The organism is Chryseobacterium formosum, from assembly GCF_026460885.1.
Classification (GTDB): Bacteria; Bacteroidota; Bacteroidia; order Flavobacteriales; family Weeksellaceae; genus Chryseobacterium; species Chryseobacterium formosus.
This window is the reverse complement of sequence record NZ_JAOVZW010000013.1, coordinates 123,771-147,078: the sequence shown is the minus strand read 5'-3', so window position 1 is coordinate 147,078 and position 23,308 is coordinate 123,771. Positions and strand designations below refer to the sequence as shown.

General features: G+C 32.3%; 24 protein-coding genes. 8 read left to right on the top strand and 16 right to left on the bottom strand.

Annotated elements, in window-relative coordinates; all coding sequences use genetic code 11:
- The first annotated feature begins 34 nt into the window (after positions 1 to 34).
- The 8 genes from OF897_RS11210 (at position 35) to OF897_RS11175 (ending at position 5,598) form a co-directional block, all read left to right on the top strand.
- Positions 35 to 694, top strand: a complete 660-nt coding sequence (locus OF897_RS11210) for a hypothetical protein (protein ID WP_267265774.1) — start codon at positions 35 to 37, stop codon at positions 692 to 694.
- A 55-nt stretch (positions 695 to 749) separates the two neighbouring features.
- Complete coding sequence (locus OF897_RS11205; RefSeq protein WP_267265773.1) at positions 750 to 1,154, top strand: putative periplasmic lipoprotein; 405 nt, start codon at positions 750 to 752, stop codon at positions 1,152 to 1,154.
- A gap of 142 nt (positions 1,155 to 1,296) precedes the next feature.
- Entirely contained in the window at positions 1,297 to 1,698 is a 402-nt protein-coding gene (locus tag OF897_RS11200; protein ID WP_267265772.1) for a hypothetical protein, read from the top strand.
- A 10-nt stretch (positions 1,699 to 1,708) separates the two neighbouring features.
- Positions 1,709 to 1,966 (top strand): hypothetical protein, encoded by a 258-nt coding sequence (locus OF897_RS11195; RefSeq protein WP_267265771.1) that lies wholly within the window; start codon positions 1,709 to 1,711, stop codon positions 1,964 to 1,966.
- 143 nt (positions 1,967 to 2,109) lie between these two features.
- Positions 2,110 to 3,273 (top strand): iron-containing alcohol dehydrogenase, encoded by a 1,164-nt coding sequence (locus tag OF897_RS11190; protein ID WP_267265770.1) that lies wholly within the window; start codon positions 2,110 to 2,112, stop codon positions 3,271 to 3,273.
- A gap of 180 nt (positions 3,274 to 3,453) precedes the next feature.
- Entirely contained in the window at positions 3,454 to 3,912 is a 459-nt protein-coding gene (locus tag OF897_RS11185) for a lipocalin family protein (RefSeq protein ID WP_267265769.1), read from the top strand.
- A 61-nt stretch (positions 3,913 to 3,973) separates the two neighbouring features.
- On the top strand, positions 3,974 to 4,630 hold the full coding sequence (locus tag OF897_RS11180) for a GDSL-type esterase/lipase family protein (RefSeq protein ID WP_267265768.1): 657 nt from the start codon (positions 3,974 to 3,976) through the stop codon (positions 4,628 to 4,630).
- 8 nt (positions 4,631 to 4,638) lie between these two features.
- Positions 4,639 to 5,598 (top strand): tetratricopeptide repeat protein, encoded by a 960-nt coding sequence (locus OF897_RS11175; RefSeq protein ID WP_267265767.1) that lies wholly within the window; start codon positions 4,639 to 4,641, stop codon positions 5,596 to 5,598.
- 133 nt (positions 5,599 to 5,731) lie between these two features.
- Here the strand turns inward: OF897_RS11175 and OF897_RS11170 are convergent, their stop codons facing one another.
- The 16 genes from OF897_RS11170 to OF897_RS11095 form a co-directional block, all read right to left on the bottom strand.
- Complete coding sequence (locus OF897_RS11170) at positions 5,732 to 7,084, bottom strand: DEAD/DEAH box helicase (RefSeq protein WP_267265766.1); 1,353 nt, start codon at positions 7,082 to 7,084, stop codon at positions 5,732 to 5,734.
- Positions 7,085 to 7,222: 138 nt separating this feature from the next.
- Positions 7,223 to 7,738 (bottom strand): hypothetical protein, encoded by a 516-nt coding sequence (locus OF897_RS11165; protein WP_267265765.1) that lies wholly within the window; start codon positions 7,736 to 7,738, stop codon positions 7,223 to 7,225.
- Positions 7,739 to 7,746: 8 nt separating this feature from the next.
- Positions 7,747 to 9,390, bottom strand: coding sequence for an ABC1 kinase family protein (locus OF897_RS11160; RefSeq protein WP_267265764.1), 1,644 nt, complete (start codon positions 9,388 to 9,390; stop codon positions 7,747 to 7,749).
- An 82-nt stretch (positions 9,391 to 9,472) separates the two neighbouring features.
- Positions 9,473 to 10,174 (bottom strand): hypothetical protein, encoded by a 702-nt coding sequence (locus tag OF897_RS11155; RefSeq protein WP_267265763.1) that lies wholly within the window; start codon positions 10,172 to 10,174, stop codon positions 9,473 to 9,475.
- Between the two features lie 66 nt (positions 10,175 to 10,240).
- Complete coding sequence (gene pheA, locus OF897_RS11150) at positions 10,241 to 11,077, bottom strand: prephenate dehydratase (RefSeq protein WP_267265762.1); 837 nt, start codon at positions 11,075 to 11,077, stop codon at positions 10,241 to 10,243.
- A 483-nt stretch (positions 11,078 to 11,560) separates the two neighbouring features.
- Entirely contained in the window at positions 11,561 to 12,388 is an 828-nt protein-coding gene (locus OF897_RS11145) for a GLPGLI family protein (RefSeq protein ID WP_267265761.1), read from the bottom strand.
- Positions 12,389 to 12,455: 67 nt separating this feature from the next.
- Positions 12,456 to 12,974, bottom strand: coding sequence for a hypothetical protein (locus OF897_RS11140; protein ID WP_267265760.1), 519 nt, complete (start codon positions 12,972 to 12,974; stop codon positions 12,456 to 12,458).
- Positions 12,975 to 13,067: 93 nt separating this feature from the next.
- Positions 13,068 to 14,597: a glutamine-hydrolyzing GMP synthase gene (gene guaA / locus OF897_RS11135; RefSeq protein WP_267265989.1), complete on the bottom strand. Its 1,530-nt coding sequence runs from the start codon at positions 14,595 to 14,597 to the stop codon at positions 13,068 to 13,070.
- Between the two features lie 207 nt (positions 14,598 to 14,804).
- Positions 14,805 to 16,043, bottom strand: a complete 1,239-nt coding sequence (gene purD, locus OF897_RS11130) for a phosphoribosylamine--glycine ligase (protein WP_267265759.1) — start codon at positions 16,041 to 16,043, stop codon at positions 14,805 to 14,807.
- Between the two features lie 124 nt (positions 16,044 to 16,167).
- On the bottom strand, positions 16,168 to 17,682 hold the full coding sequence (gene purH / locus OF897_RS11125) for a bifunctional phosphoribosylaminoimidazolecarboxamide formyltransferase/IMP cyclohydrolase (protein WP_267265758.1): 1,515 nt from the start codon (positions 17,680 to 17,682) through the stop codon (positions 16,168 to 16,170).
- Between the two features lie 337 nt (positions 17,683 to 18,019).
- Positions 18,020 to 18,583, bottom strand: a complete 564-nt coding sequence (gene purN, locus OF897_RS11120) for a phosphoribosylglycinamide formyltransferase (protein WP_267265757.1) — start codon at positions 18,581 to 18,583, stop codon at positions 18,020 to 18,022.
- Between the two features lie 174 nt (positions 18,584 to 18,757).
- Entirely contained in the window at positions 18,758 to 19,750 is a 993-nt protein-coding gene (gene purM, locus OF897_RS11115; RefSeq protein ID WP_242801999.1) for a phosphoribosylformylglycinamidine cyclo-ligase, read from the bottom strand.
- Positions 19,751 to 20,017: 267 nt separating this feature from the next.
- Positions 20,018 to 20,569: an NADPH-dependent FMN reductase gene (locus tag OF897_RS11110; RefSeq protein ID WP_267265756.1), complete on the bottom strand. Its 552-nt coding sequence runs from the start codon at positions 20,567 to 20,569 to the stop codon at positions 20,018 to 20,020.
- Between the two features lie 140 nt (positions 20,570 to 20,709).
- Positions 20,710 to 21,438 (bottom strand): pirin family protein, encoded by a 729-nt coding sequence (locus OF897_RS11105; RefSeq protein ID WP_267265755.1) that lies wholly within the window; start codon positions 21,436 to 21,438, stop codon positions 20,710 to 20,712.
- Positions 21,439 to 21,701: 263 nt separating this feature from the next.
- Positions 21,702 to 22,232: a nuclear transport factor 2 family protein gene (locus OF897_RS11100; protein ID WP_267265754.1), complete on the bottom strand. Its 531-nt coding sequence runs from the start codon at positions 22,230 to 22,232 to the stop codon at positions 21,702 to 21,704.
- Between the two features lie 17 nt (positions 22,233 to 22,249).
- On the bottom strand, positions 22,250 to 23,299 hold the full coding sequence (locus OF897_RS11095) for a succinylglutamate desuccinylase/aspartoacylase family protein (RefSeq protein WP_267265753.1): 1,050 nt from the start codon (positions 23,297 to 23,299) through the stop codon (positions 22,250 to 22,252).
- Positions 23,300 to 23,308 lie beyond the last annotated feature (9 nt).

Genomic DNA, 23,308 nt, shown 5'->3' with positions numbered 1-23,308 from the left:
TTAAATGTATATTAGAGAAAATTTACAAAAACAAATGAAGTTTGGAATCATTTTTTACGCTATTTTAGGATTTTTAGCCTTGATAATAGGTGTTTATTTAATTCAATATATATTTATCCTTTCCATTATTTTTTTTATTGGTGCGTTTATCAATGGAGTTTTTATTTATAAAGAATATTACATTCATAAAAATAACAAAACTGAATATGATGAAAATTTGTTATCCGATGAAATTATTGTAAAATATTCTCGTTCGGGCAGAATTATTGCGATTTCTATATACAGTATTTTTATGATGATTGGGATTCTTTTTATTTCATCAATCGTTTTTAAGTCTAATTTTATAACCCTATTTGTACTCGCATTTTTAACCGTATTTACAATTTATTTTATCGTAAAAATATTTTTAGAAATCAAAAAAATATCTAAAAACATGATTTCAATTAATGAAAAAGGAATTCAGCTTATTGATAATCAAAGATATTTATGGAATGAAATTCAGCTTGAAAAAATTATTACAAAACAGTTGGTAAGTCGTGAATCTAAGCATGATTATAAACCTGAAGTAAACTATCTATATTTTATTCATAATAATGAGAAAAAGGAAGTTAAGATTGATGATTTTGATATTACAGATTACCAACTTGCTCAAGTTCTAAAAATTTTCAGATCTCGTTACAACTCTGGTTTATAATAATTTTGAATCAAAGACAATATTGATTAATTTTACTAATCACAAAATTAATTCTATGAAAAAAATATTCATATTTCTTTTAATCTCGTTTCTTTTCACAGCTTGCGCAGAAACCTGTTACAATCCGCCGCAACCGATTGTTTTTGAATTTGTAAATTCTAATAATGAAAATCTTATTACAAATGGAACGCTGACTCAATATTCAATCAAAGAAGAAAATCAAACAGGAGTTCAAGTTACGAAAACATCAGATGATAAAATTCTTTTAGAAAACGTTGGCGCTTATAACGGTACAAAAAATTATACTTTCAGTTCAAATCTTAAAGAATTTGAATTTTCAATTGAATCTTCAGAGTTTAATTCGGGTTGTGATGGTTATCAAATTAATAAATTAACGTTTACAGGAATTGCAATTGATGTAAAAGACGAAAATGGTCGTTATAAAATAATTTTCCAATAAATTATAAAATACAGTTACAAATAACTGAAACATTAGTAAATGAACAATTTACAGCTACAACTTTTTCAACTTTAAGGGAATTTTAATTAAGAAATTCCCTATTTTTTTGTAGTTTCGTGATGACCAAATCTAAAATATGTTGATGATAAAGAAAATCTTGCTGTTGTTGTGTTTTTCAATCCTCGTAATTTCCTGTAAAAAAGACTGTTACACTGCTCCCGAAAAAGTGGTTTTTGAATTTGTAAACGCATCGGGAGAAAATTTAATGGAAAACGGAATAATTACATCCGTTGGAATTACAGAAGATACCGGAGTCGGTGTAGAAGTAACAAAAACTGATGATTACAAAGTTATTTTACAGCGTGTAGGCTCATTCAATGGAACTAAGAATTATAGAATCGCTTCCGTTGTGCAGTTTGTTGACTTTTCCATTCGCTCATCTAATGTGACAACTGATTGTGACGGATATCAGATTGATGAAATTAATTTTCAAAATACTGATGCAACAAAAGAAGCGGGATATTACAGAATTGTATTAGATTAAAAAACTAAAAATGATGAAACCAAATAAATTATCTGACCTCAGTTTAGAAAAACTCGAATCAAAGAAAAAAAAAGTACAAAGTTTGGCGATAGGATTAGGAATTGTAATCTTAATTGCGTGTTCCATACTCTTCTATTTTGCGATTACTTCTAAAAATTTTGCTTTAATTGCTGTTGCGATAGGAAGTTTAATGTCTTTGATGCCTATTTTTATTAGTATTAGTCAAATTAATGCTGAAATAAAATCCAGAAAATCTCAATATTTGTAATTGAATTACTGTTCAGTTTTAATAATTTAAATTAAAGCAAAATTTCAATAGTTTAAATAAAATTAAATCATACAAATTTTAAAATTTCCTTAACTCAGTTTTCGTGTTTCTATTCTTACATTTGATGTAAATAATTTAGAACAATGCTTAATTTCGAGTTTAAAAATCCTACAAAAATACTTTTCGGAAAAGGTGAAATTGCAAAAATTTCAACTGAAGTTCCCAAAGACGCTAAAGTTTTAATGATTTACGGAGGCGGAAGCATCAAAAACAACGGTGTTTACGACCAAGTAAAAGAAGCTTTAAAAGATCATAATTTACAAGAATTTGGTGGAGTTCCTGCCAATCCGGAATATGAGGTTTTAGTTGATGCATTAAATTTTATTAAAGAAAACAATATCACTTATCTTCTTGCAGTTGGTGGCGGTTCTGTGATTGATGGTGTTAAATTTCTTTCTGCAGCTGCAAATTACGATGGCGAACCTTGGGAAATTCTGAAAAAACCAGTTCGTACTTTTGAAGGTGAAGGAATGCCTTTCGGAACCATCTTAACTTTACCAGCGACAGGTTCTGAAATGAATTCAGGATATGTGATCTCAAGAAGAGAAACGAATGAAAAACTATCTTCAGGTGGACCGGGATTATTTCCACAGTTTTCGGTTTTAGATCCGGAAGTTATCAAATCAATTCCAAAAAATCAAATTGCAAACGGAATTGCCGATGCTTATACACACGTTTTAGAACAATACACGACGGCGCCATCTTCTGCAGATCTTCAGGAAAGAATTGCTGAAAGTATTTTAATCAGTCTTCAAAATGCCTCTCCAAAAGTAATGTCTGATGATTTTGATTACGATGCTGCCGGAAATTTTATGTGGTGTTGTACAATGGCTTTAAATGGCTTAATTCAAAAAGGAGTCATTACCGATTGGGCTGTTCATGCAATGGGACACGAATTAACCGCTTATTACGGAATTGATCATGCAAGAACTTTAGCTGTGATTGCTCCATCTCATTACCGTTATAATTTCGAAACCAAAAAAGGAAAATTAGCTCAATATGCTGAAAGAGTTTGGGGAATTACAGAAGGAAATGTTGAAGAAAAAGCTGAACAGGCAATTGTAAAAATGGAAGAGTTTTTCCACAGCTTAAATATTCAAACTAAACTTTCAGATTATACTCAAGATTTTAACGGAACTGCAGAAAGAATTGAAAAAGCTTTTACTGAAAGAAATTGGTTAGGTTTAGGCGAAAACAAAAATCTGACACCAAAAGACGCTTTCAAAATTGTAGAAATGAGCTATTAAAAAAGTGATAATGAACGATGGATATTGGAGTAAATTTGTTTTTTTATGACATTTTTGGTTCTCGCTTCCCTCTTGGAACCTTAAATTATCTTTTCTACAAACATTTGTTTAAAAAAGCTTAATTTCATTATAGATATTACAAATTTATTTATATTTTAGCATATTCTTAAATTTGTGAAAATGAAAAAACACTTACTCTTATTTGCCTTTTCTGCATTAGCTCTTACATCTTGTGAAGATGATGATGTTCAGGGTTACGAACTAGATATGCTAAAAGGTGAATGGAAAACAGTAAAGGAAGAAAGAATCTCTGGAGCTGATAATACCACAGTACTTTCTACTGATACACCTATAGGTTGCAGTACCCAAAGCGTTACAGAATTTAAAACTGATTATTATACTGCATACACTAAATTTTCAGGAGTTGGCGCAACATGTACAAGTCAAAAAACTGAAGGTACATACTCTTACGCAAATGAGTCTAAAGAATTAGTTATTAAATATGACAATGATATGGATAGAAAATATAAAGTTGTCATTTTAAGTAATACAGAACTTCGACTAATGCAGATGTTTGACAATATCGATATAAATGGTGATGGCAAAATTGATATAACCTACATTACTTACAAAAGATAAAACGAAACTCCCGATATACGGGAGTTTTTTATTATATTTATTTCCATAAAATTTAGAAACAATGAAGAAGATTTTCTCAGCATTCCTATTGCTGACTTTCGCCCTGATTTTTTCTCAGGAAAAACAGCCAATGTTTTGGCAAGACATTCAAAATTTCAAAAAACTTGATCAGGAAACAGCTCCACCTAAAAATTCTATTTTATTAGTAGGTAGTTCATCTTTTACAAAATGGCAAGATGTTTCAGATTACTTTCCAGGAAAAGTTATTATTAACAGAGGTTTTGGTGGTTCGAGATTAACAGATTTAAATTATTTTTCGGAAGATTTATTAAGCCCTTATCAACCTAAACAAATCATCATTTATTGTGGAGAAAATGATTTTGCAGACAATGCAAAACTAAAAGCGGATGTAGTTGTTGATCGATACAAAACTTTTTATAAAAAAATTCGTGCAAAGTTTCCGAATATTCAGGTTGATTATATTTCAATAAAATATTCTCCAAGTAGAGAAAACCTTTGGCCACAAATGAAAGAAGCTAATAAAAAGATTGCTAAGTTTATGAAAAAAGAAAAAAATGCTGATTTCATAGACATTACCAAAGTTATGAATGATTCAAACGGAAATATCCGAAAAGATCTGTTTGTAGAAGATATGCTTCACATGACTCCGGAAGGTTATCGACTTTGGACTTCTGTGATGAATCCTTATATGAAATAACCCAATTTATGATAAAAACTATAACCATTCTTTCAGCTATTTTATTTTCTTCGATGATTTTTTCACAAAAATCTGATGAGAAAAAATTAATTAAAGAATTATCTGATAACGCTTGTAAATGTATCGATTCTATTTCTGCATCAAATAAGGAGAAATCAGCAGTCGTTAATGAAATTCATGACTGTATTGATAAGCAAGCAGGAGTACTTCAACTAAGTTCTTTGCTTTCATCCGCCGAAAAAATGAAAGAAAATGCTCCGGAAGTCAATGGTAAGAAGCAAATTAATATTGAATTTAATACCAATAAAAATTCAGAACAGTACAGAGAAAGTTACAATAAAATTGAGAGAACCTTGATGAATGATTGTGAACATTTGAAAAAAATCATTAACACCGCTGAAACCAAAGACAATAAATTTTCAGATAATGAAGATGCAATTGAATATTACACCAAAGCAGTTAATTTTTCTAAACAAGAGGATTGGAATGGTGCTATTAAAAACTATAAACTGGCTTTAGAAAAAGATCCAAAATTTGTTTATGCATGGGATAATTTGGGAATCTGTTACCGTAGAATAGGCGATTATGACAAAGCTATTGATGCTTATAAAAAATCTGTGGCGATAGATCCTACTGGTAAGATGCCTTTACAAAATATAGCAATAGCATATATTTACAAGAAAGAATATCAAAAAGCGATTGATGCCTATTTAGATCTCGACAAAGTTCACCCAAATGATGCTGAAGTTTACTATGGAGTCGGTCAGATTTATGCTCTTCATTTGGAAAATAACGAAAAAGGATTAGATTATATATCAAAAGCCTATAAAATTTATACTCAACAAAAGTCTCCATATAGAACCGATGCAGAAAAGATTATAGGAATAATTTATAATAAAATGAAAGAACAAAACAAGCTTGATAAATTTAAAGAGATATTAAAAAAGAACGATATTAATTTTAAGTAATCAAACCAATTTATCAGTCATTATGAAGATGTAAATAATGATAACATTGATGATAAAATCATTTTTGTATTGGCGAAAACATAAAAACCAATTCCTGATGGAATTGGTTTTTTATTATTCTTTAAATAGGAAGCTATTTCTTTCTCTTAGATTTCGAAATTGCCTTCTGTTGCGCTCTGTTGGCTCCAAATTTCTTTGGAGTTTTTCTTTTTGAAGGACCACCCCAGTTTTCTTTTTTATTTTTGTCTTTCTTTTCGTGGAAAGCACCGCCACCGTCAAATAATTTCGCGTGAGCCGGATTTTTCATCAAAATTACATCTTCTTCAGACGCAATTTTCTTAGGATTGATTTTTACAGTCTCAGGGAAATCGATGTAAGCTAATTCTTTATCCATCAACATTTCAATTTCTAAAGCCCACTCTTCTTCTTTTTTCGTAACAAAAGTAACCGCTTTACCATCTTTATCTGCTCTACCCGTTCTACCGATTCTGTGAATATACTGCTCCGGAACTTCAGGAGTTTCAAAATTTACAACATGGGTAATATCTGAAATATCAAGACCTCTCGCCATAATATCTGTCGTAATCAACCCTCTTATTTCTTCATTCTCAAAGCGTTTCATTGCTTTCAGTCTGTAGTTTTGAGATTTATTAGAGTGAATTACATCAAAATCTTCAGGAAAAAGCTCGTTTATTTGTGTAAGAAGTAAATCTGCGTGTTTTTTATTATTTGTAAATATCAAGACTTTAGACATCTCTTCATCCGTCTTCAATAAATACTCTAGCAAGTTAATTTTTGTATTAAAATTTTCAACTTTGTAAGCAGTCTGCTCAATTTTTTCAAGCGGAGTTCCAGATTTAGCCAATGAAATTTCAATCGGACCTGCAAAATACTCATCCAACATATCATCAACCGCTTCAGTCATCGTAGCCGAGAAAAGAATATTTTGTCTCTTTTCACGCATCATTTCGAAAATATGCGTCAATTGTGGTCTGAAACCAAGATTCAGCATTTCGTCGAATTCATCAATGATTAATTTTTGAACTTCTTTTAAAGAAATTGCATTATCAATCGCTAAATCCATGATTCTACCCGGAGTTCCTACCAAAATATCACAACCATTATTAAACAATAATTTTTGTGTATTAATATTTTTTCCACCATAGATTCCTATTACTCTTGCAGTAAGATTTTCTGTCAGTTTTTCTACGATTTCTGTTACCTGAACGACCAATTCTCTTGTAGGAACCAAAACAACAACCGTAGGATTTCCATTTTTGTTATATTTCCAAGTCTTTAAAACCGGTAATAAATATGCCAATGTTTTTCCCGTACCTGTTTGTGCAATTCCCATTACATCACGACCCGAAAGGATAGGACCGATACTTTTTTCCTGAATTGGAGTGGGCTCAAATAAATTTAAATCTGCTAAAACATCAAGAACTTTAACCGGAAGGTCAAAATCTGCAAAAGTGAGTTTTTCCATTTTGCAAAGATAGGTAATTAATTCGATTGTTAATTTGGTTTAAAAACAACAATATTTTTATCAAAAATTTAATTTTTTTTTTTTTCTAAAGTAAAGCATAAAAATTTACTTATAATCAGAGTTTTACTTTGAATGAAATTATTTGACCTTTAAACTCTTAGTTACAAATTTAATATCATCATCAACAAACTGACTAGATGAAACAATGACATATCCTTTCTTCTTTGGATCTTTTTTAATTGGAAACTCATCACTCTCCCATTGCGAACAATGAGTTGAAATAGGTTGAACTAATGGTTCCCAACCTGTTTTTCGAAAAGTATAAACGTAGAAAGGATGCCAACAGCTCGTACACCAATTGGGATAGAAACCGATATCGTCTTTTCCATCGTTATTTAAATCTTTAAGATTATAGAGTGTACCACTTTTTGCGGGAGAAATAGTAAATGACTTTAATTTCTTATCACTGAAATAAATTATTGATTCACATTTCCCATCACATTCATCGTCGCAATCATTAAGCTTGATATGCGCATACTCTTTAGTCCCGTTACCGTCAAAATCTCCTAAAAGACCTTCGTCAGATTCTTTTTGAGCATTGAGAAGTGAACAAAAAAACATTAAAACAGCAGTAAAGAATAATTTAATCATCATCAAATATATTATTTTCTGGTAATTCTCAGCATAAGAATAATCACGAATAAAATCGAAAAGCAAAATCCTAAAATCGCAACCAAAGACATTTCTCCAATTTGCGGTCCAGATTCTGAAACAAAAACGATTGCTGTTGCAATAATATTTGCTCCCAAAATCATGGCTAAAATCAAATTAACAATACTAGATTTAATTAACTGATTGGTCTTTTCAATATTTTTAATTTCACTTGAAATCGTAAAACTGTTATCATCTAATTTCTGAAGTACAGAACGCAATTCTTTAGGAATTTCATCAATATTATCAGTAAAAGTCATTGCCTTTTCCATTCCTTTTTTCAGGAGTTTCTTAGGACTTATTTTGTTTGTAAATATTTTTTTAGTGTAGGGATGAAGACTTTTTACAATATCTAAATCCGGATTAATTGTTCTTCCAACACCTTCTATTAATCCAATTCCTTTAAACAAAAGATAAAAATAATCGGGCATATACAGTCTGTTATCTTTCAGAACGTCTTTCATTTTATTGATAATTACGTTGGGATCAATATCTTTCAAAGAAGTGCTGTGAACAAAATTAAGGACTTCTTCCACATCATTTTCAAATCTTCTTTCATCCGGAATTTCATAGCTTACCGCCATTTTCTTTAGATAACGAACGATTTTATTTGAATTTTTAGCAACAAAAGCCACGATTAAGCTTTCGAGAATTTCTTTATCATTCGGCTGAATTTTTCCGACTGCACCGAAGTCGATGAAAACTACTTTACCGTCTTTTTTCACTAAAATATTTCCGGCATGTGGATCAGCATGAAAAAAACCATAATCTAAAATCTGCGAAACAAACAACTGCAAACCTCTTTCAGAAATAACAACAGGATCAATACCGTGTTTCAGAAGTTCTTCTTTATCGGTCACTTTTATTCCGTCGATAAATTCCATGCATAAAACATTATTGTTGGAAAATTCATCATAGACTTTCGGAACGTATGTTTCTTTATTATTTTTAAAATTTAAAGCAAATTGGTTGATATTATTTCTTTCATTCACCAGAGAAACTTCTTCCAGCAAAGATTTTTCAAAAGTTGAAATTGCCTGTTTCAGATTTAATTTAGAACCGATTTCAGAATAAGTGGAAATTAATTTAACCAAATCTTTTATCAGCAATAAATCGTCTTCAATAACTGATAAAACATCAGGTTTTTTAATTTTTAAAATAACTTCTTCGTCATTTAGTAAAATCGCTTTGTAAACTTGTGCAATTGAAGCTGTTGCCAAAGGTTTAGTATTAATTTCTAAGAAATGTTCAGTCGGAATAATATTAAATTCATTCTCAAGAATTTCTTCCACGTTCATTTCCACCACTTCTACTCTATCCTGAAGCTTTTGAAGCTCTTGAATGAGTTCCGGCGGAAGCAAATCTTCACGATTGCTGAATGTTTGTCCGAGCTTCACAAAAGTAGGACCCAATTCTTCCAAAACGAGACGAATTCGTTCATAAACGGTTCCTTTTGAAATAATTTCGTCAGACTGCACAAAACTTTCTTCATGCTTTTTGCCCATTCTGGCAATCATATCTTTAAATCCGTATCTACTTAAAACGGAAATCAGTTTTGCAGATCTTTTGAGCTTTCGCTGTTGCTTGTCGAACATAATTGAGGATGAATTGAATTGCAAAGTACGTTCAAAAATTATTCCTATTAGAATAATTAACCTATATAAGGGATAGTTAATTTTAAATAACCTTAAAAACCGTCAACAATAAAATCAAAGTTTGCCATCCCAAAATAAGATAGAAAAACAGTCGGCTTGGTTCGGAAATATCTTTTAATTTATCAATAATTTTATTCTTTACAATCTCAGTAAAGCTTACATTCTCGTCTCTGAAATCAATTTCATTGAGTTCGACCTTCTTAAAACCAAAAGCAATAATTTTTTTGAACCATTTATTTTCTTTGGAATCTCTGATTTCCTGCAAAACCTTAAGCTGAAATTTGGTTTTATCAACTCCACTTTGCATTAGTTGAGGCTGATTGGCTTTTACTTTATTTAAAATTCTGTCAATAATCGGGAAAAGTATTTGCTCACCTTTATCAGCAATCAATCTGTTGATGGTACGAGTCATCACATATTTATTCCCTAATGTAAAAAGCAAAAAAGGAGCTCCGAAAACAGTCAAAATAGTCAAACCGAAAGAGATAGGTCTTGCTAAAAACAGAACCAAAACGGCAGCTTGTCCGCTTGTATGAACGGGGCCACCTCCATTATTAAAAGTCTGGGCAATAATTAAAACGATTGTAATGATGCACAAAACAACAATTGAAATTTGTCCAATAAGATTGATTTTCAAGAAACTTAATGTTGCCCGGCTTAGAAGTTTGGCAACATATTTCAATTCATCAGTAACTGTGCTTTTTGATTTTAATTTATCTATCATCTGTGAAAATTTTAATGATGTAAATTAAAAAATTTTTAGCAATTATTGTGAACAAACCAAATTTTATTACTCAGAGAAAGCATATTCGTTATAATGTCCTAAAAATTTCACATTAGAACCTAATGAAATAATCTCATCGATGGCATTTTGTGACAAAACGTTATGCCATTCACTGGCAACATTGATGAAGAAAAAATAGTTTCCCAAACCGGTTTTTAAAGTGCGGCTTTCAATTTTTGAGAGATTCATTTTTCGCCATGCAAAAACGGAAAGCACCTGATGAAGACTTCCTGCTTGATCTTCGGGAAGCGTAATAATCAGAGACGTTTTCTCTGAAGTTTTTGGTAAATCGAGCTGTAAATTTTCCTTATTTTTTGAAATCACAATAAATTTGGTGTGATTCTGCTCAAAATCCTGAATATTTTCTTGAATGATCTTCAATCCATACAATTTTGCTGAATATCGATTCGCAATTGCTGCCCATTTTTCTTGTGGATTTTCAGAAACCAATTTTGCTGAAGCTGCCGTAGAACTAAAATCCTGCGACGGAATATCTTTAAAATTGTCATACCTGAAATGAAAAGTCTGCGCCAAAGCTTGGGGATGAGAAATTATTTTTTCGAAAATCTCGTTATTCGGATGAATCATTAAATGATGCGCAATTGGCATAATTAATTCAGTTTCAATAAAAACCTCAAAATCATAGAGATAATCGAGAGTCATCGAAACAGTTCCTTCAATAGAATTTTCCAAAGGAACGACTGCTTTATCAACTTCATTATTTTTCACCGCATTGAAACAATCTAAAATACTCGATTGAGGAACCAATTCTTCATTCGGGAAAATCTGAGATGCCGCCAATTGCGTGAAACTTGCTTGTGGACCGAGGTAGGCTATTTTCATAGAGCAAATTTAGAAAATATTGAGCAAGTCAGTAAAATTAAAAACTATCAAAATATAAAATGCGTGTCAAAACAGTGTTTAGCTAAAACATAGGCTAAATTATTTCTATTTTTGTAAATAAAAAACATTCCCGTAAACAAATGAAATATCTTAGGTTAGTTTATATTTTCACTATTATTTTCGTCATTTTGTTAAATTTATTTTTCTCTGATTTAAGGAAAAATCTTGTTCACAATATCAACATTTTTTCTTATTCCGTTTTTGATGAAAACTACACAAAACAAGCAGTTAACTTTTTGATGTTTGGTTCAATATTCCTTTCTTATCTTTTGAATGGTAATAATAAAATATTTAAATTTTTATATTGTATTTAAATTGCACTGAATTTTGTAATAATTATAATGTATCTGTATCAATTTTAAATGAAAACAATAAATCCCACCAAATGGCAGGATTTAAAATGATCAATACTATGTGAAATTTTTATTTTACTTCCAATTCTATCGGGTTATTTGTTCTCTTCACGGCATTTTCAAGTTCTTTTTCTACATTTTTTGTACTTCTATCAAGTTGAATTACATTTCCGTCTTTCATTACAATTCCAACTGAATTTTGCTGAACAAACATTTCGCCAATATTTGAATTTATATTTTTAGCTCGATCATCAAATAATTGATTGAGCTGTTTTTGAGTGATTTCTTTCTCATTTTTATAGTCGTTACTTAATTTTAAACTTTTGATATTTTTAATTTCAGTAAGTTCAAATGAATGATTTTTTTCTGTGTCTTCAATTTTCACAATCAAACCGGGAAGATTATTAAATTTATACGGACCATCTTGAATGGCGATTTCAGGACTAAACCATGCAACCCATTTTCTACCGTACAAATCTGTTGTTGCTTTCTGACACTTTAAATTATTGATGGTTTTCGTTTCTTTTGAAATCTTCCAATTAATTGGTTTTGTTTCAGTTAATTTAAATTTAACTCCATTATCTTTGATGTGATAGGCAACAGAATTTTTAGAATAGTTTTTTGTAATGGTATAAATCAAATTAGGATTGTAGTAGGGTAAATTTGCCTTTATAGATTTATTACTTGCCATTTCCTGTCTTAAAGAATCAGAAACACTTTTAAATGAACTGTAAAAAACCGAATTTTTCATATCGGAATCCAAATTCATATAATCTGTAAGCACAGAATCTTTTTTTGAAACATCCGGAACAAATTTATATTCGTATACAAATCTTTTTTGAGAATAATTTTTAATAAAAACAAGAAAAACTAATAGAACAATAATTTTATTTTTCATAGAATCGTGATAAAATATATCTTTGAAATATACAAAAAAATCCTACCAAAAGGCAGGATTTATACTTTTATTTAGAGTAATCAGATAAAGATAGTTCAGAGATATTACTCAATTCAATAGAGTCTTTTGCTTCATCATACTTTACATACATGGTTCGCCATTTTTCCTTCATTGCTTCTTCTTTAGAAAGAGAATGTTCTTTTATTGTAAAATGTTCTTTCATGTCTTCAAAATCTTCATATTTCAGTTTAAAAATATTTTCAAGCTTCTGAGTCACAAGAAATTCGTAATCTTTATATTTAAAATATCCATATTTCTGGCTTTTAATTTCATCATTTACTCTGGGTGAATTATCATTAATGATGGTAGGTTTTTGATTTGTGAACAATAAATCTAATTGCTTCTTTTCGGGATTTTCAAATCCTGACACAATTATAAATTTCACTTTTTTCTTGGCATTAGAATCTTCAATAAATTTATCAATCTCAGTAATTATTTTCTTTTGACTAATAACTTCATTGATTTCGGGATTCTTATTACAAGCAGATAATATCAATAAAATGGCTACAATTAAAATATTTTTCATGATGATAGTTTAAAGATTTAAATGACAAAAATACTAAAACAAAAAAATCCTGCCTGTAAAAGGCAGGATTTATATTTAAAATTCAAGTCAAAATTATTCCCACTCAATGGTTGCAGGTGGCTTGCTTGAAATATCGTAAGCTACTCTATTGATTCCTCTTACTTCATTGATGATTCTGCTCGAAACAGTATCTAAAAACTCGTAAGGAAGTCTACTCCACGTTGCAGTCATAAAATCAATCGTATTTGCAGAACGAACTACGGCAGTATATTCATACGTTCTTTCGTCACCCATTACTCCAACAGATTTTACCGGAAGAAGAACTACAAAAGCCTGAGAAACTTTGTCATACAAATCGTTTTTGTATAATTCTTCGATGAAAATATCATCAGCTTCCTGAAGAATTTTCACTTTTTCAGCATCTACAGCACCTAAAATTCTGATTCCCAATCCAGGACCAGGGAAAGGATGTCTGTGTACCAAGTTATGAGGAATTCCTAATTCTTCACCAACTTTTCTTACTTCGTCTTTGAACAATTCTCTTAAAGGTTCAAGTAATTCAAATTCCATTTCTTCGGGAAGTCCACCAACGTTGTGGTGAGATTTGATTACCGCTGAAGGACCGTTTACAGACTGACTTTCAATTACATCAGGATAAATGGTTCCCTGCGCTAAAAATTTTGCTCCTTCAATTTTATGAGATTCTTCGTCGAAAACATGAATAAATTCGTTTCCGATGATTTTTCTTTTGGTTTCAGGATCATCAACTCCGGCTAATTTTGAAAGGAATCTTTCTTTCGCATACACTAATTTGATGTTCATATTAAAACTTTCACCGTAATTTTTCATCACTTTTACGTCTTCATCTTTTCTTAGAAGTCCGGTGTCTACGAAGATACAGTGAAGCTGATCACCAATCGCCTTGTGAATTAAAACCGCAGCAACAGAAGAATCTACACCTCCGGAAAGACCAAGAATTACCTTGTTATCTCCTACTCTTTCTTTTATTTCTTCAACTGTTTTGTCGATATAATTGGTCAGTTTCCAGTTTTTCTCTGAATCACAGATTGCGAAAACAAAGTTTTCCAACATTTTTCCACCTTCTTCTGTGTGAGAAACTTCAGGATGGAACTGTACGCAATAGATTTTTTTATCTTCATTTGAAATTGAAGCAATTACACCAGATTTTGCATTCAACTCAAAACCTGCAGGTAATTGTCCTACTTCGTCAAAGTGGCTCATCCAAACAATAGAATTGTCGGTAACTCCTTTTAATAACGAAGATTCTTTTACAATTTCCAAGTGCGCTTTTCCATATTCTCCTTTTACGCCTTTGTGTACTTTTCCGCCTAAAAGATGTGCAGTTAGCTGCATTCCATAGCAAATTCCTAAAACCGGAATTCCTTGCTCGTACAATTCTTTCTCAACCAAATGTGCATTTTCTGCATTCACAGAGCTTGGTCCTCCAGAAAGGATGATTCCTTTTGGCTGTTTTTCTAAAATTGTTTCTAATGGTGTATTGAAAGGTAAAATTTCAGAGTACACACCCATCTCACGGATTCTTCTTCCGATAAGCTGATTGTATTGAGATCCGAAATCTAATATGATAATACCGTTGTTCATTTTATAATTGATAAATGATGATTGATAAATGATTTTGTAAAAATGTCCGAAACCATAGCCCCGATTGCAGCGACATCCTTTTTTGTTATTGCGATTGCTGAGAATTTCAACAGATTGCTTCACTTTGTTCGCAATGACAAAAAAGATACAGCGGAAAGCGGGAAATAGCTTCTAACAAAAAAAGCCCCGAAAAATCAGGGCATTATATTAAAACTTTCCGATGTCTTCTCTGTAGAAGCCGTAATCGAAATGTACGTGACTTGCGTCTTCGTAAACTTTCTTACGAGCATCATCGTAAGTAGCTCCTGTTGCCACGATATTTAAAACTCTACCGCCATTGGAAACCACTTTATCTGCTTTTCTAACTGCTCCAGCGTATAAAAGCTGACTGTGTCTTACTTTTTCTTCACCAGTGATTTCAAAACCGGTTTCGATATTTCTAGGATAACCACCAGAACACATTACAAGACAAACTGCTTTTTCGTCTTTAAATTTAAGTTTGATTTCTTTTCCTTCCATACAGTCATTAATAACATCTAACAGATTATTTTCCATTAATGCCATCAAAACCTGAGTTTCCGGATCTCCGAATCTCATGTTATATTCTAATAAGTAAGTTCCGTTTTTAGTAATCATCAATCCGAAGAAAATCATTCCTTTGAAAGTGAAACCTTCAGCTTTAAGACCTTTTACAGTTGGATTCAAAATATTATTTTCGAAATCAACATAATGTTCTTCAGCAAATTCCGGACTTGGAGCAACAGAACCCATTCCTCCTGTATTTGGACCTGTATCACCGTTTCCTACTTTTTTGTAATCTTTAGCTGCAATACATGGGAATATTTTTTCACCATTTGAGAATGCAATAATCGATGCTTCAAAACCTTCTAAATATTCTTCAATAACCAAACGGATTCCTGCATCACCATAGATTCTTCTGATCATGAAATCGTGAATCGTAGCTTCTGCTTCCTCTAAAGTTTCGCAGATTACAACTCCTTTTCCACCAGCAAGTCCACTTGCTTTTACAACTAAAGGATATTGTTGATTTTGAACGTATTCTTTTGCTTCAGGATAAGAATCAAATACCACAGCTTTTGCAGTTTTGATATCATAAGTCTGCATAAATTTCTTAGAGAAAGCTTTACTTCCTTCAAGACTTGCCACTTTTTGATTCGGGCCAAAAACTTTAAGATCGTGTTTCTTAAATTCATCTTTTAAACCTGCAACCAATGGAGCTTCAGGACCTACAATCGTTAAATCTACCTTTTCTTTAATTGCAAAATCTCTAAGTTCTTTAATTTCTGATAAATGAACATTTTTTCCTATTGCATCGGTAGTTGCGTTTCCGTTAGCGAAAAACATATGACTCACTCTAGAGTCTTTCTGAAGTTTTGCTGCTAATGCAGATTCTCTTCCACCTTCACCTATGATTAATATTCTCATGCTTTTTTTATTATCTAGTCTATTTTACAAATATATAATTTTCAGATTAAGAAATTAAGAGATTTAGGAATTATGAGATTACTAATTTCCAAATCTCTTAATTTCTTAATTATTTAATTTTATTCTAATGGAAAAAATGTCTAATACCTGTAAACATCATCGGAATTTTGTGCTCATTTGCTGCTTCGATGCTGTCTTGGTCTTTTACACTTCCGCCCGGCTGAATAATTGCCGTAATACCCTCTTGAGCGCAGAAATCTACCACATCACGGAAAGGAAAAAATGCATCAGAAGCTAAAACTAATTCTCCTGTGAATTTCTCTTTTGCTCTTTCAATTGCCTGTTGAGTTGCCCAGATTCTGTTCACTTGTCCGCCTCCGATTCCGAAAGCCTGAATTCCATTTGAAACAACGATTGCGTTTGATTTTACGTATTTTACCACTCTCTGAGAGAATAATAAAGCTTTTTTCTGCTCTTCGGTCGGTTGAGTTTCAGTAACCACTTTAATATCGTCTGAGAAAATACTGTCGTTATCCTGAACCAAGATTCCACCATCAACTTTTACCCAAGTTTGCTTGTCTGAAACAGGATTAACGATTTTTATAATTCTTAAATTTTTCTTTTTTCTTAAAACTTCTAAAGCTTCTTCATCAAAATCAGAAGCCATTACGATTTCAAGGAATGTTTTGTTTAATTCTTCCGCTGTTGCTGCATCGATTTTGTAGTTCATTGCAACAATTCCGCCAAAAATTGAAACAGGATCACACTCAAAAGTTTTTGTATATGTTTCTAAAGCTGATGTTCCGATCGCTACTCCGCAAGGTGTAGAATGCTTTACAGCACAACAAGCCATTTCGTCTTTGAATTCAGTAACCACTTTCCAACAAAGATCCATATCACGAAGGTTATTGAACGACAATTCTTTACCTCCCAATTGTTCGAAATCTTTCATTGCTCCATTTTCGAAAGTTGAAGCGTAGTACGCTGCAGTTTGATGTGGGTTTTCACCATATCTTAAGTCAGCAACTTTTTTGTAAGAAGCACTTAAATACGTTGGATATTCTTCATCTAAAAGCATTCTTGAGATTGCCGCATCGTAAGCTGAAGTTAGATTAAATACTTTTCCGGCTAATCTTTTACGAGTTTCAATAATAGTGTCACCATTTTCTTCCATTTCAATTTTTACTTTTTCGTAATCTTCTACGTCAGTAATTACTGTTACAGAATCGAAGTTTTTAGCAGCTGAACGAAGCATTGAAGGTCCACCAATATCAATAAACTCTACCTTTTCGTGAAGAGGAATATCTTTATTTACATTTTCAAAAAATGGGTAAAGATTTACGATAACCATATCGATCAAACCAATATTGTGCTCCTGAACGGTTTTCATGTGCTCTTCGTTTGAACGAACTGCCAATAAACCACCGTGAACTTTCGGGTGAAGAGTTTTTACTCTACCGTCTAACATTTCAGGGAAATCGGTTACTTCATCGATTTGGATTGGATTTAAACCAGCGTCTTTCAAATGTTTGAATGTCCCTCCCGTAGAAATCAATTCATAATTTTGGGATTCTAAAAACTGTGCGAACTCTGTTAATCCGCTTTTGTCAGAAACACTGATCAAAACTCTCTTGCTCATAAATTTTTCATTTTTTGAAGCAAAAACCGCAATAAATTGCGATTTTCACTCATTTTTACTTTTGTCCCTTGCGGGACTTTTCAACTTTTACTTTTTACAGTTATTTCAAACTGTAGACCGGTTCTTTCACCTCCGATCTTACTTTTACTTAGATTTTTTACTTTTCGAAATATTTTTTAATCAATCTAAGTGTGTCTTTATATTTTATTAAGAGATGCTTCGACAAGCTCAGCATGACATCTCTAGTAATAACTGTTTTATTTTTCCGTTATGTTTGTCATGCTGAAAGCATCTCAACTGTGCTTAGGTTCCTACGGAATGACAAACTGGATGGATATTAGTTACCTAAAACCTTATTAATTGCTATAGGGAAAATTTCATATTCAATTTTATGAACTTTTTCTGCTAACGTTTCTGGAGTGTCGTTTTCTGTGACTTCGAATGATTTTTGGAGGATTGCTTCTCCTTCGTCGATTCCCACGGTTACGAAATGAACGGTTGCTCCACTTTCTTTTTCATTGGCTTCAATGACTGCGTTGTGAACGTGATGTCCCCACATTCCTTTTCCGCCGTATTTTGGAAGTAAGGCCGGATGAATATTGATAATGTTTCCTGCCCAACTTTCGACAAACTCAGGTTTGAGAATGGATAAAAATCCTGCCAATACAATTAAGTCTGTATTTTCCGGAATGATTTTACCTAATTCGCTGCTGAAGCTTTTTCCTCTCGGAACTAATGCAGTTTCTATGTTGTGGTTTTTTGCTCTTTCGAGTCCGTAACATTCTCTGTCGGCAACTACTAAAGATACTTTTGCATTTTGGATTTCTCCATTATCAATAGTATCAATAATTCTCTGAAGATTGGTTCCTGAACCTGAAACGAGTATAACTAAGTTTTTCATTTTTATTTTGTGAGCCTACAAGGTTTAAAACCTTGACAAGGCTTTGACTGTTATTAACTAGCCCTGATTGAAGCGGCATCCTTTTTTGTTATTGCGATTGCGGAAAAATTCAACGGATTGCTTCAGCTTGTTCGCAATGACAAAAAAGATACAGCGGAAAGCGGGATTAAGCTCCTAAAATTTCAAATCAATCTTTTCAGCTCCTTCTGTGATTTCTCCGATTTCGTAAGCATCATCTAAAAGGTGAAGCACTTTTTCAGCGTGTTCAGGATCAACAACTACGATCATTCCAACACCCATATTGAAGGTTCCGAACATTTCTTCACGAGCAATGTTTCCTCTTTTTTCCAACTCCAACATTACGCTAGGAATCTGAATTTTTGAGGCATCGATTGAAGCACACAATCCGTCACCAATAATTCTTGGGATATTTTCGTACAAACCGCCACCTGTAATGTGAGCAATTCCTGAAACTTCAACTTCTTCGATTACACTGTGAATATCTTTGAAATATAATCTTGTAGGAACCAAAAGTGTTTCGTACAAAGGTTTTCCTTCAAATTCTTCTTCGAAATTCGGGAATATTTTTCTTACCAAAGAGAATCCATTTGAGTGGAAACCTGAACTTGGTAAAGCGATGATTTTATCTCCGGTTTTGATTTTTGAACCGTCAATAATCTGATCTTTTTCAACAATTCCTACACAGAATCCTGCAACATCGTAATCTCCAGGTTGATACATTCCCGGCATTTCGGCAGTTTCACCACCAATCAATGCACAGTTATTATCTTTACAAGCTTTAACCATTCCTAAAACGATTTCTGCAGCGATTTCAGAATCTAATTTTCCACATGCCAAATAATCAAGGAAAAACAATGGTTTTGCACCGTGACAAAGTATGTCGTTTGCACACATTGCGAAACAGTCTACACCTATAGAATCGTATCTTTTTGAATCTAAAGCAACCTTTAGCTTCGTTCCAACACCATCAGTTCCTGAAACCAAAACCGGATTTTTGTACCCTCCGATTTCGTAAAAAGCACCGAAGCTTCCCAAATGATTCAATACATTGGAATTGTGCGTTTCGCCCACCGCTTTTTTGATTTTATCAACGGTTTTGTAACCTTCTTCTTTGTCTACTCCTGCAGATTTGTATGTGTTGCTCATATTTTTAATGTAACAGTGTATCAGTTTAACAATCTAACAAATGAATCGTTTTGTGCTAAAATGGGACATATTATTTCTATTTTATTAAGTACAAATTTTGAAAACAAAAAAGCCGACAATCTTGGTAGATTATCGGCCGTTATTTTATCTCAGAATTTCAGAGTCCACAACATTCCCTTTTTTGGAAAAACATTCTTTAAAAGTGGTCTGAATTTTCATTACTTTTTCTTTTTGCAAAGATATTAATTTTATGTTAATATTCAAATGCTATTTTTCTAAGATTATTTCAACAGCAGAAATCTTTGCTATTTTTTCTTTTAACTCACTGTCTTTCTCCGTATTAGAAATATTTTGATTTTCTTTATCAAAGTTATCGTTAAAATGTGGCAATGTAAATGTATCAACCACATTTCCTGCGTGTAAAGGAAACCTTTTAGATGCCGCTTCTAAAACTCCTAAACCACCTCTTGGTCCTGTTGCTGTTGCCATTAAAAACATGGGAATATCGTTCCATACTTTTCTGCCTTTGATTCTTGACGTCCAGTCGAATACGTTTTTGAATGCTGTTGAGTACGTTCCGTTGTGCTCTGATAAAGAAACTAAAAGCAAATCTGATGCATCTATTTTTGAAGCAAAATCTACAGCTTGTTGCGGAACTCCGCTTTCTGTTTCGAGTTGATGTTTGTAGATGGGCATTTCGAAGTCGTTCATATCTACGATTTCTATTTCTGCATTTTCAAAAAGTGAAGCTGCGTAAGAAACTAATTGTTTGTTGATTGATACATCGGAATTGCTTCCGGCTATAGCTAAAATTTTCATTGTATAATTTAAATTTGTCTGATTTTAATGTATTATTATGATTGTTTAAGTGGCATTTAAACCACCCCGTCAAAAATTTCTTTGAAATTTTCGCCACCCCTCCACTGGAGGAGAATTTTTATCCGGCAAAAATATTCTAATTATTTTAAATAAGAAGGTAATTCCATTGGAACTTCCATTAAAAGAATTTCGGTGTCTTCTGTTGCTTCAATATTAAAGCTTTGGGTATCCCAAATTCCTAATCCGTCTCTTTCATTTAAGATTCTGTCGCCCACTTTTGCACTTCCTTTTAAAACAAATGCGTAAACGCCATTTCCTTTTTTGTTAATGGTATAGTTTTTACCGTTTCCTTGTTTGAAATTAGCTAAATTAAACCACGCGTCCTGGTGAATCCAAACGCCGTCGTCATTTTTATTTGGAGATAAAATCTGTTGAAAACCGTTAATTTTTTCTCCGTCTTTGATGCTTTTTTGGTCGTATCTCGGCTCTACATTTTCTTCTCTCGGGAAAACCCAGATCTGTAAGAATTTTACAGCTTCATCTTTATTCTGATTGTATTCGCTGTGCATTACTCCGGTTCCGGCGCTCATCACCTGAATTTCTCCTTTTTTGATTACCGCAGTAGTTCCCATAGAATCTTTGTGCTCTAAGTTTCCCTCTAAAGGAATTGAAATGATTTCCATGTTCTTGTGTGGATGTGTTCCGAAACCCATTCCCTGAGAAACGGTGTCGTCATTTAAAACTCTTAAAACTCCGAAGTTGGATCTTTCTCTGTTTTGATAATTGGCAAAACTGAAGGTATGGTAAGAATTTAACCAACCATGATCGGCGTGACCTCTTGAATCTGCCTTGTGATATACTGTTTTCATATTGTGATTATTTTTGTTACTTAATTATTGTTGCTATTAATTATGATACAAATGTACAGCTTGCAAATTCCGGAAATGTTGACGTAGGATAAGAAAGTTTTTTGTTGTGAATGACAAATTGTGAATCGTCAATTTTCTTCGAAGTGAATTTTATTGGTGAATTTTTAAAATTAAATTTTGGCTAAAGCCAATTTTCTACCAATATAAAGAAAGCGGACTAAAGTCCGCTCCTATTGATGGTTTTACTATTTTTTTATGCCATTTTATTTTTTAGAAGACTTTAATTCCTGCAACAAAACATCTTCTAAAACAGATTTTTCTAAAACTACTTTATCAACAACATCATTGGGAATTGTCATTGATAAAACATATTGCTTTACTTTCCATTGTCCGTTTATTTTTTCTAAAACTCCTGAACCACGACAGATTTTCATTTGCGTATCTAACAATTCGTCAAACCAAGCCAATTTTCCATCTTTACTGAAGTAGATATTTCTTCTGACAGATGTGAAATTCCATGTCTTTTTTTTGTCGAAATGAGGTTTTGCCCAAACTTTAAATTCCTGTTTGTTCCAGATTTCGGTTGCGTCTGTTCCAATAAAAGTAGATTCATCAGCAAAAAAACTGAAGTATTTTTCAAATTCTGCGTTGGCTGCAGCAACATTGAAATCATCAAGCATTGTTGAGACTTCAGTTTTCTCTTTTTCAAATTTAGCATTTTTAGATTGCGCTGAAAAATTTGAAAAAGCAAATAAAAAGGTTGCTAATACAAAGAATAGTTTTGTTTTTTTCATTATAATAGATTTATATTTTATTCATTATATCCGATACAAAAAAGAGTTTCGCCTTTATTTACCGGCGGAGTTCCTACTTTGTACAAAATAATTCCGTTGGTTTGCGAAACAATATCGTGTTTTTTGTTTCCAAATTTGTCTGTAATATAGCCTAAAATCTGATTCTTTTTAACTTTATCTCCGCTTTTCAGTTCACTATAAAAAATTCCATCTTCCGGAACTCTTATATAATCTTGCTGGTTTAAAAGAACGATTGATTTTTGATTGACCATTTTTGATTTTCTCTTCACAGAATTTCCAGAATTTTCAAGCATGTTGTAAACTGCAGTTTTAATCAAATCAACATTATCTTTCTGTACAGTTCCCAGCTTTCCGGCTTCAATACTCAAAGCCGTAATTCCCTGCTGGGTAGCTTCTTTGAAAGCATATTTTGCGGGTTCAGTTGGAGTTAAAGTGTAAGAATAAGAAACAACATATTGAATTCCTGATTTCAAAGATAAATCGTGAGCTTTTTTAGTATTTTCAGGGATATCTTTTCTGTTGTAATAACAGACAAATGGCAGCAAATCTTCACTAGCATCACCGCCATGAATATCTAAAAATATGGTTGAATTAGGAATAATTTCTTTTGTGATTAAATGGGCAATCTGGTCAGTTGGAGTTCCGTTTGACGAACCCGGAAAAGCGGTGTTTAAATTTTTGCCATCCAATGGATTGATGAAAGGCGTTCTTTTTTGAAAAGATTCCACATTAGCAATCGGAATAATAATTAAACTTCCTTTGATATTTTCGGGTCTAATTTCATTTAATAATTCCTGAACCGCAACAATCGGCGGATATTCGTAACCATGAATTCCTGCTACAATCGTAAACACAGATCCTTTTTCTTTTCCTTTAATAATCGTAACCGGTAAATACGTTTCTTTTGAATCGCTTTTAATAGAAAATATCGTGTCTTTCCTGAATGAACCTTCTTGATTTAAAATTTCCTTTACTGATTGAGATTTCATCATTGAAAAAGCAACAAAAACTGATAATAGAGCGGTTTTGGAGATTAATTTTATCATTTTTAAATA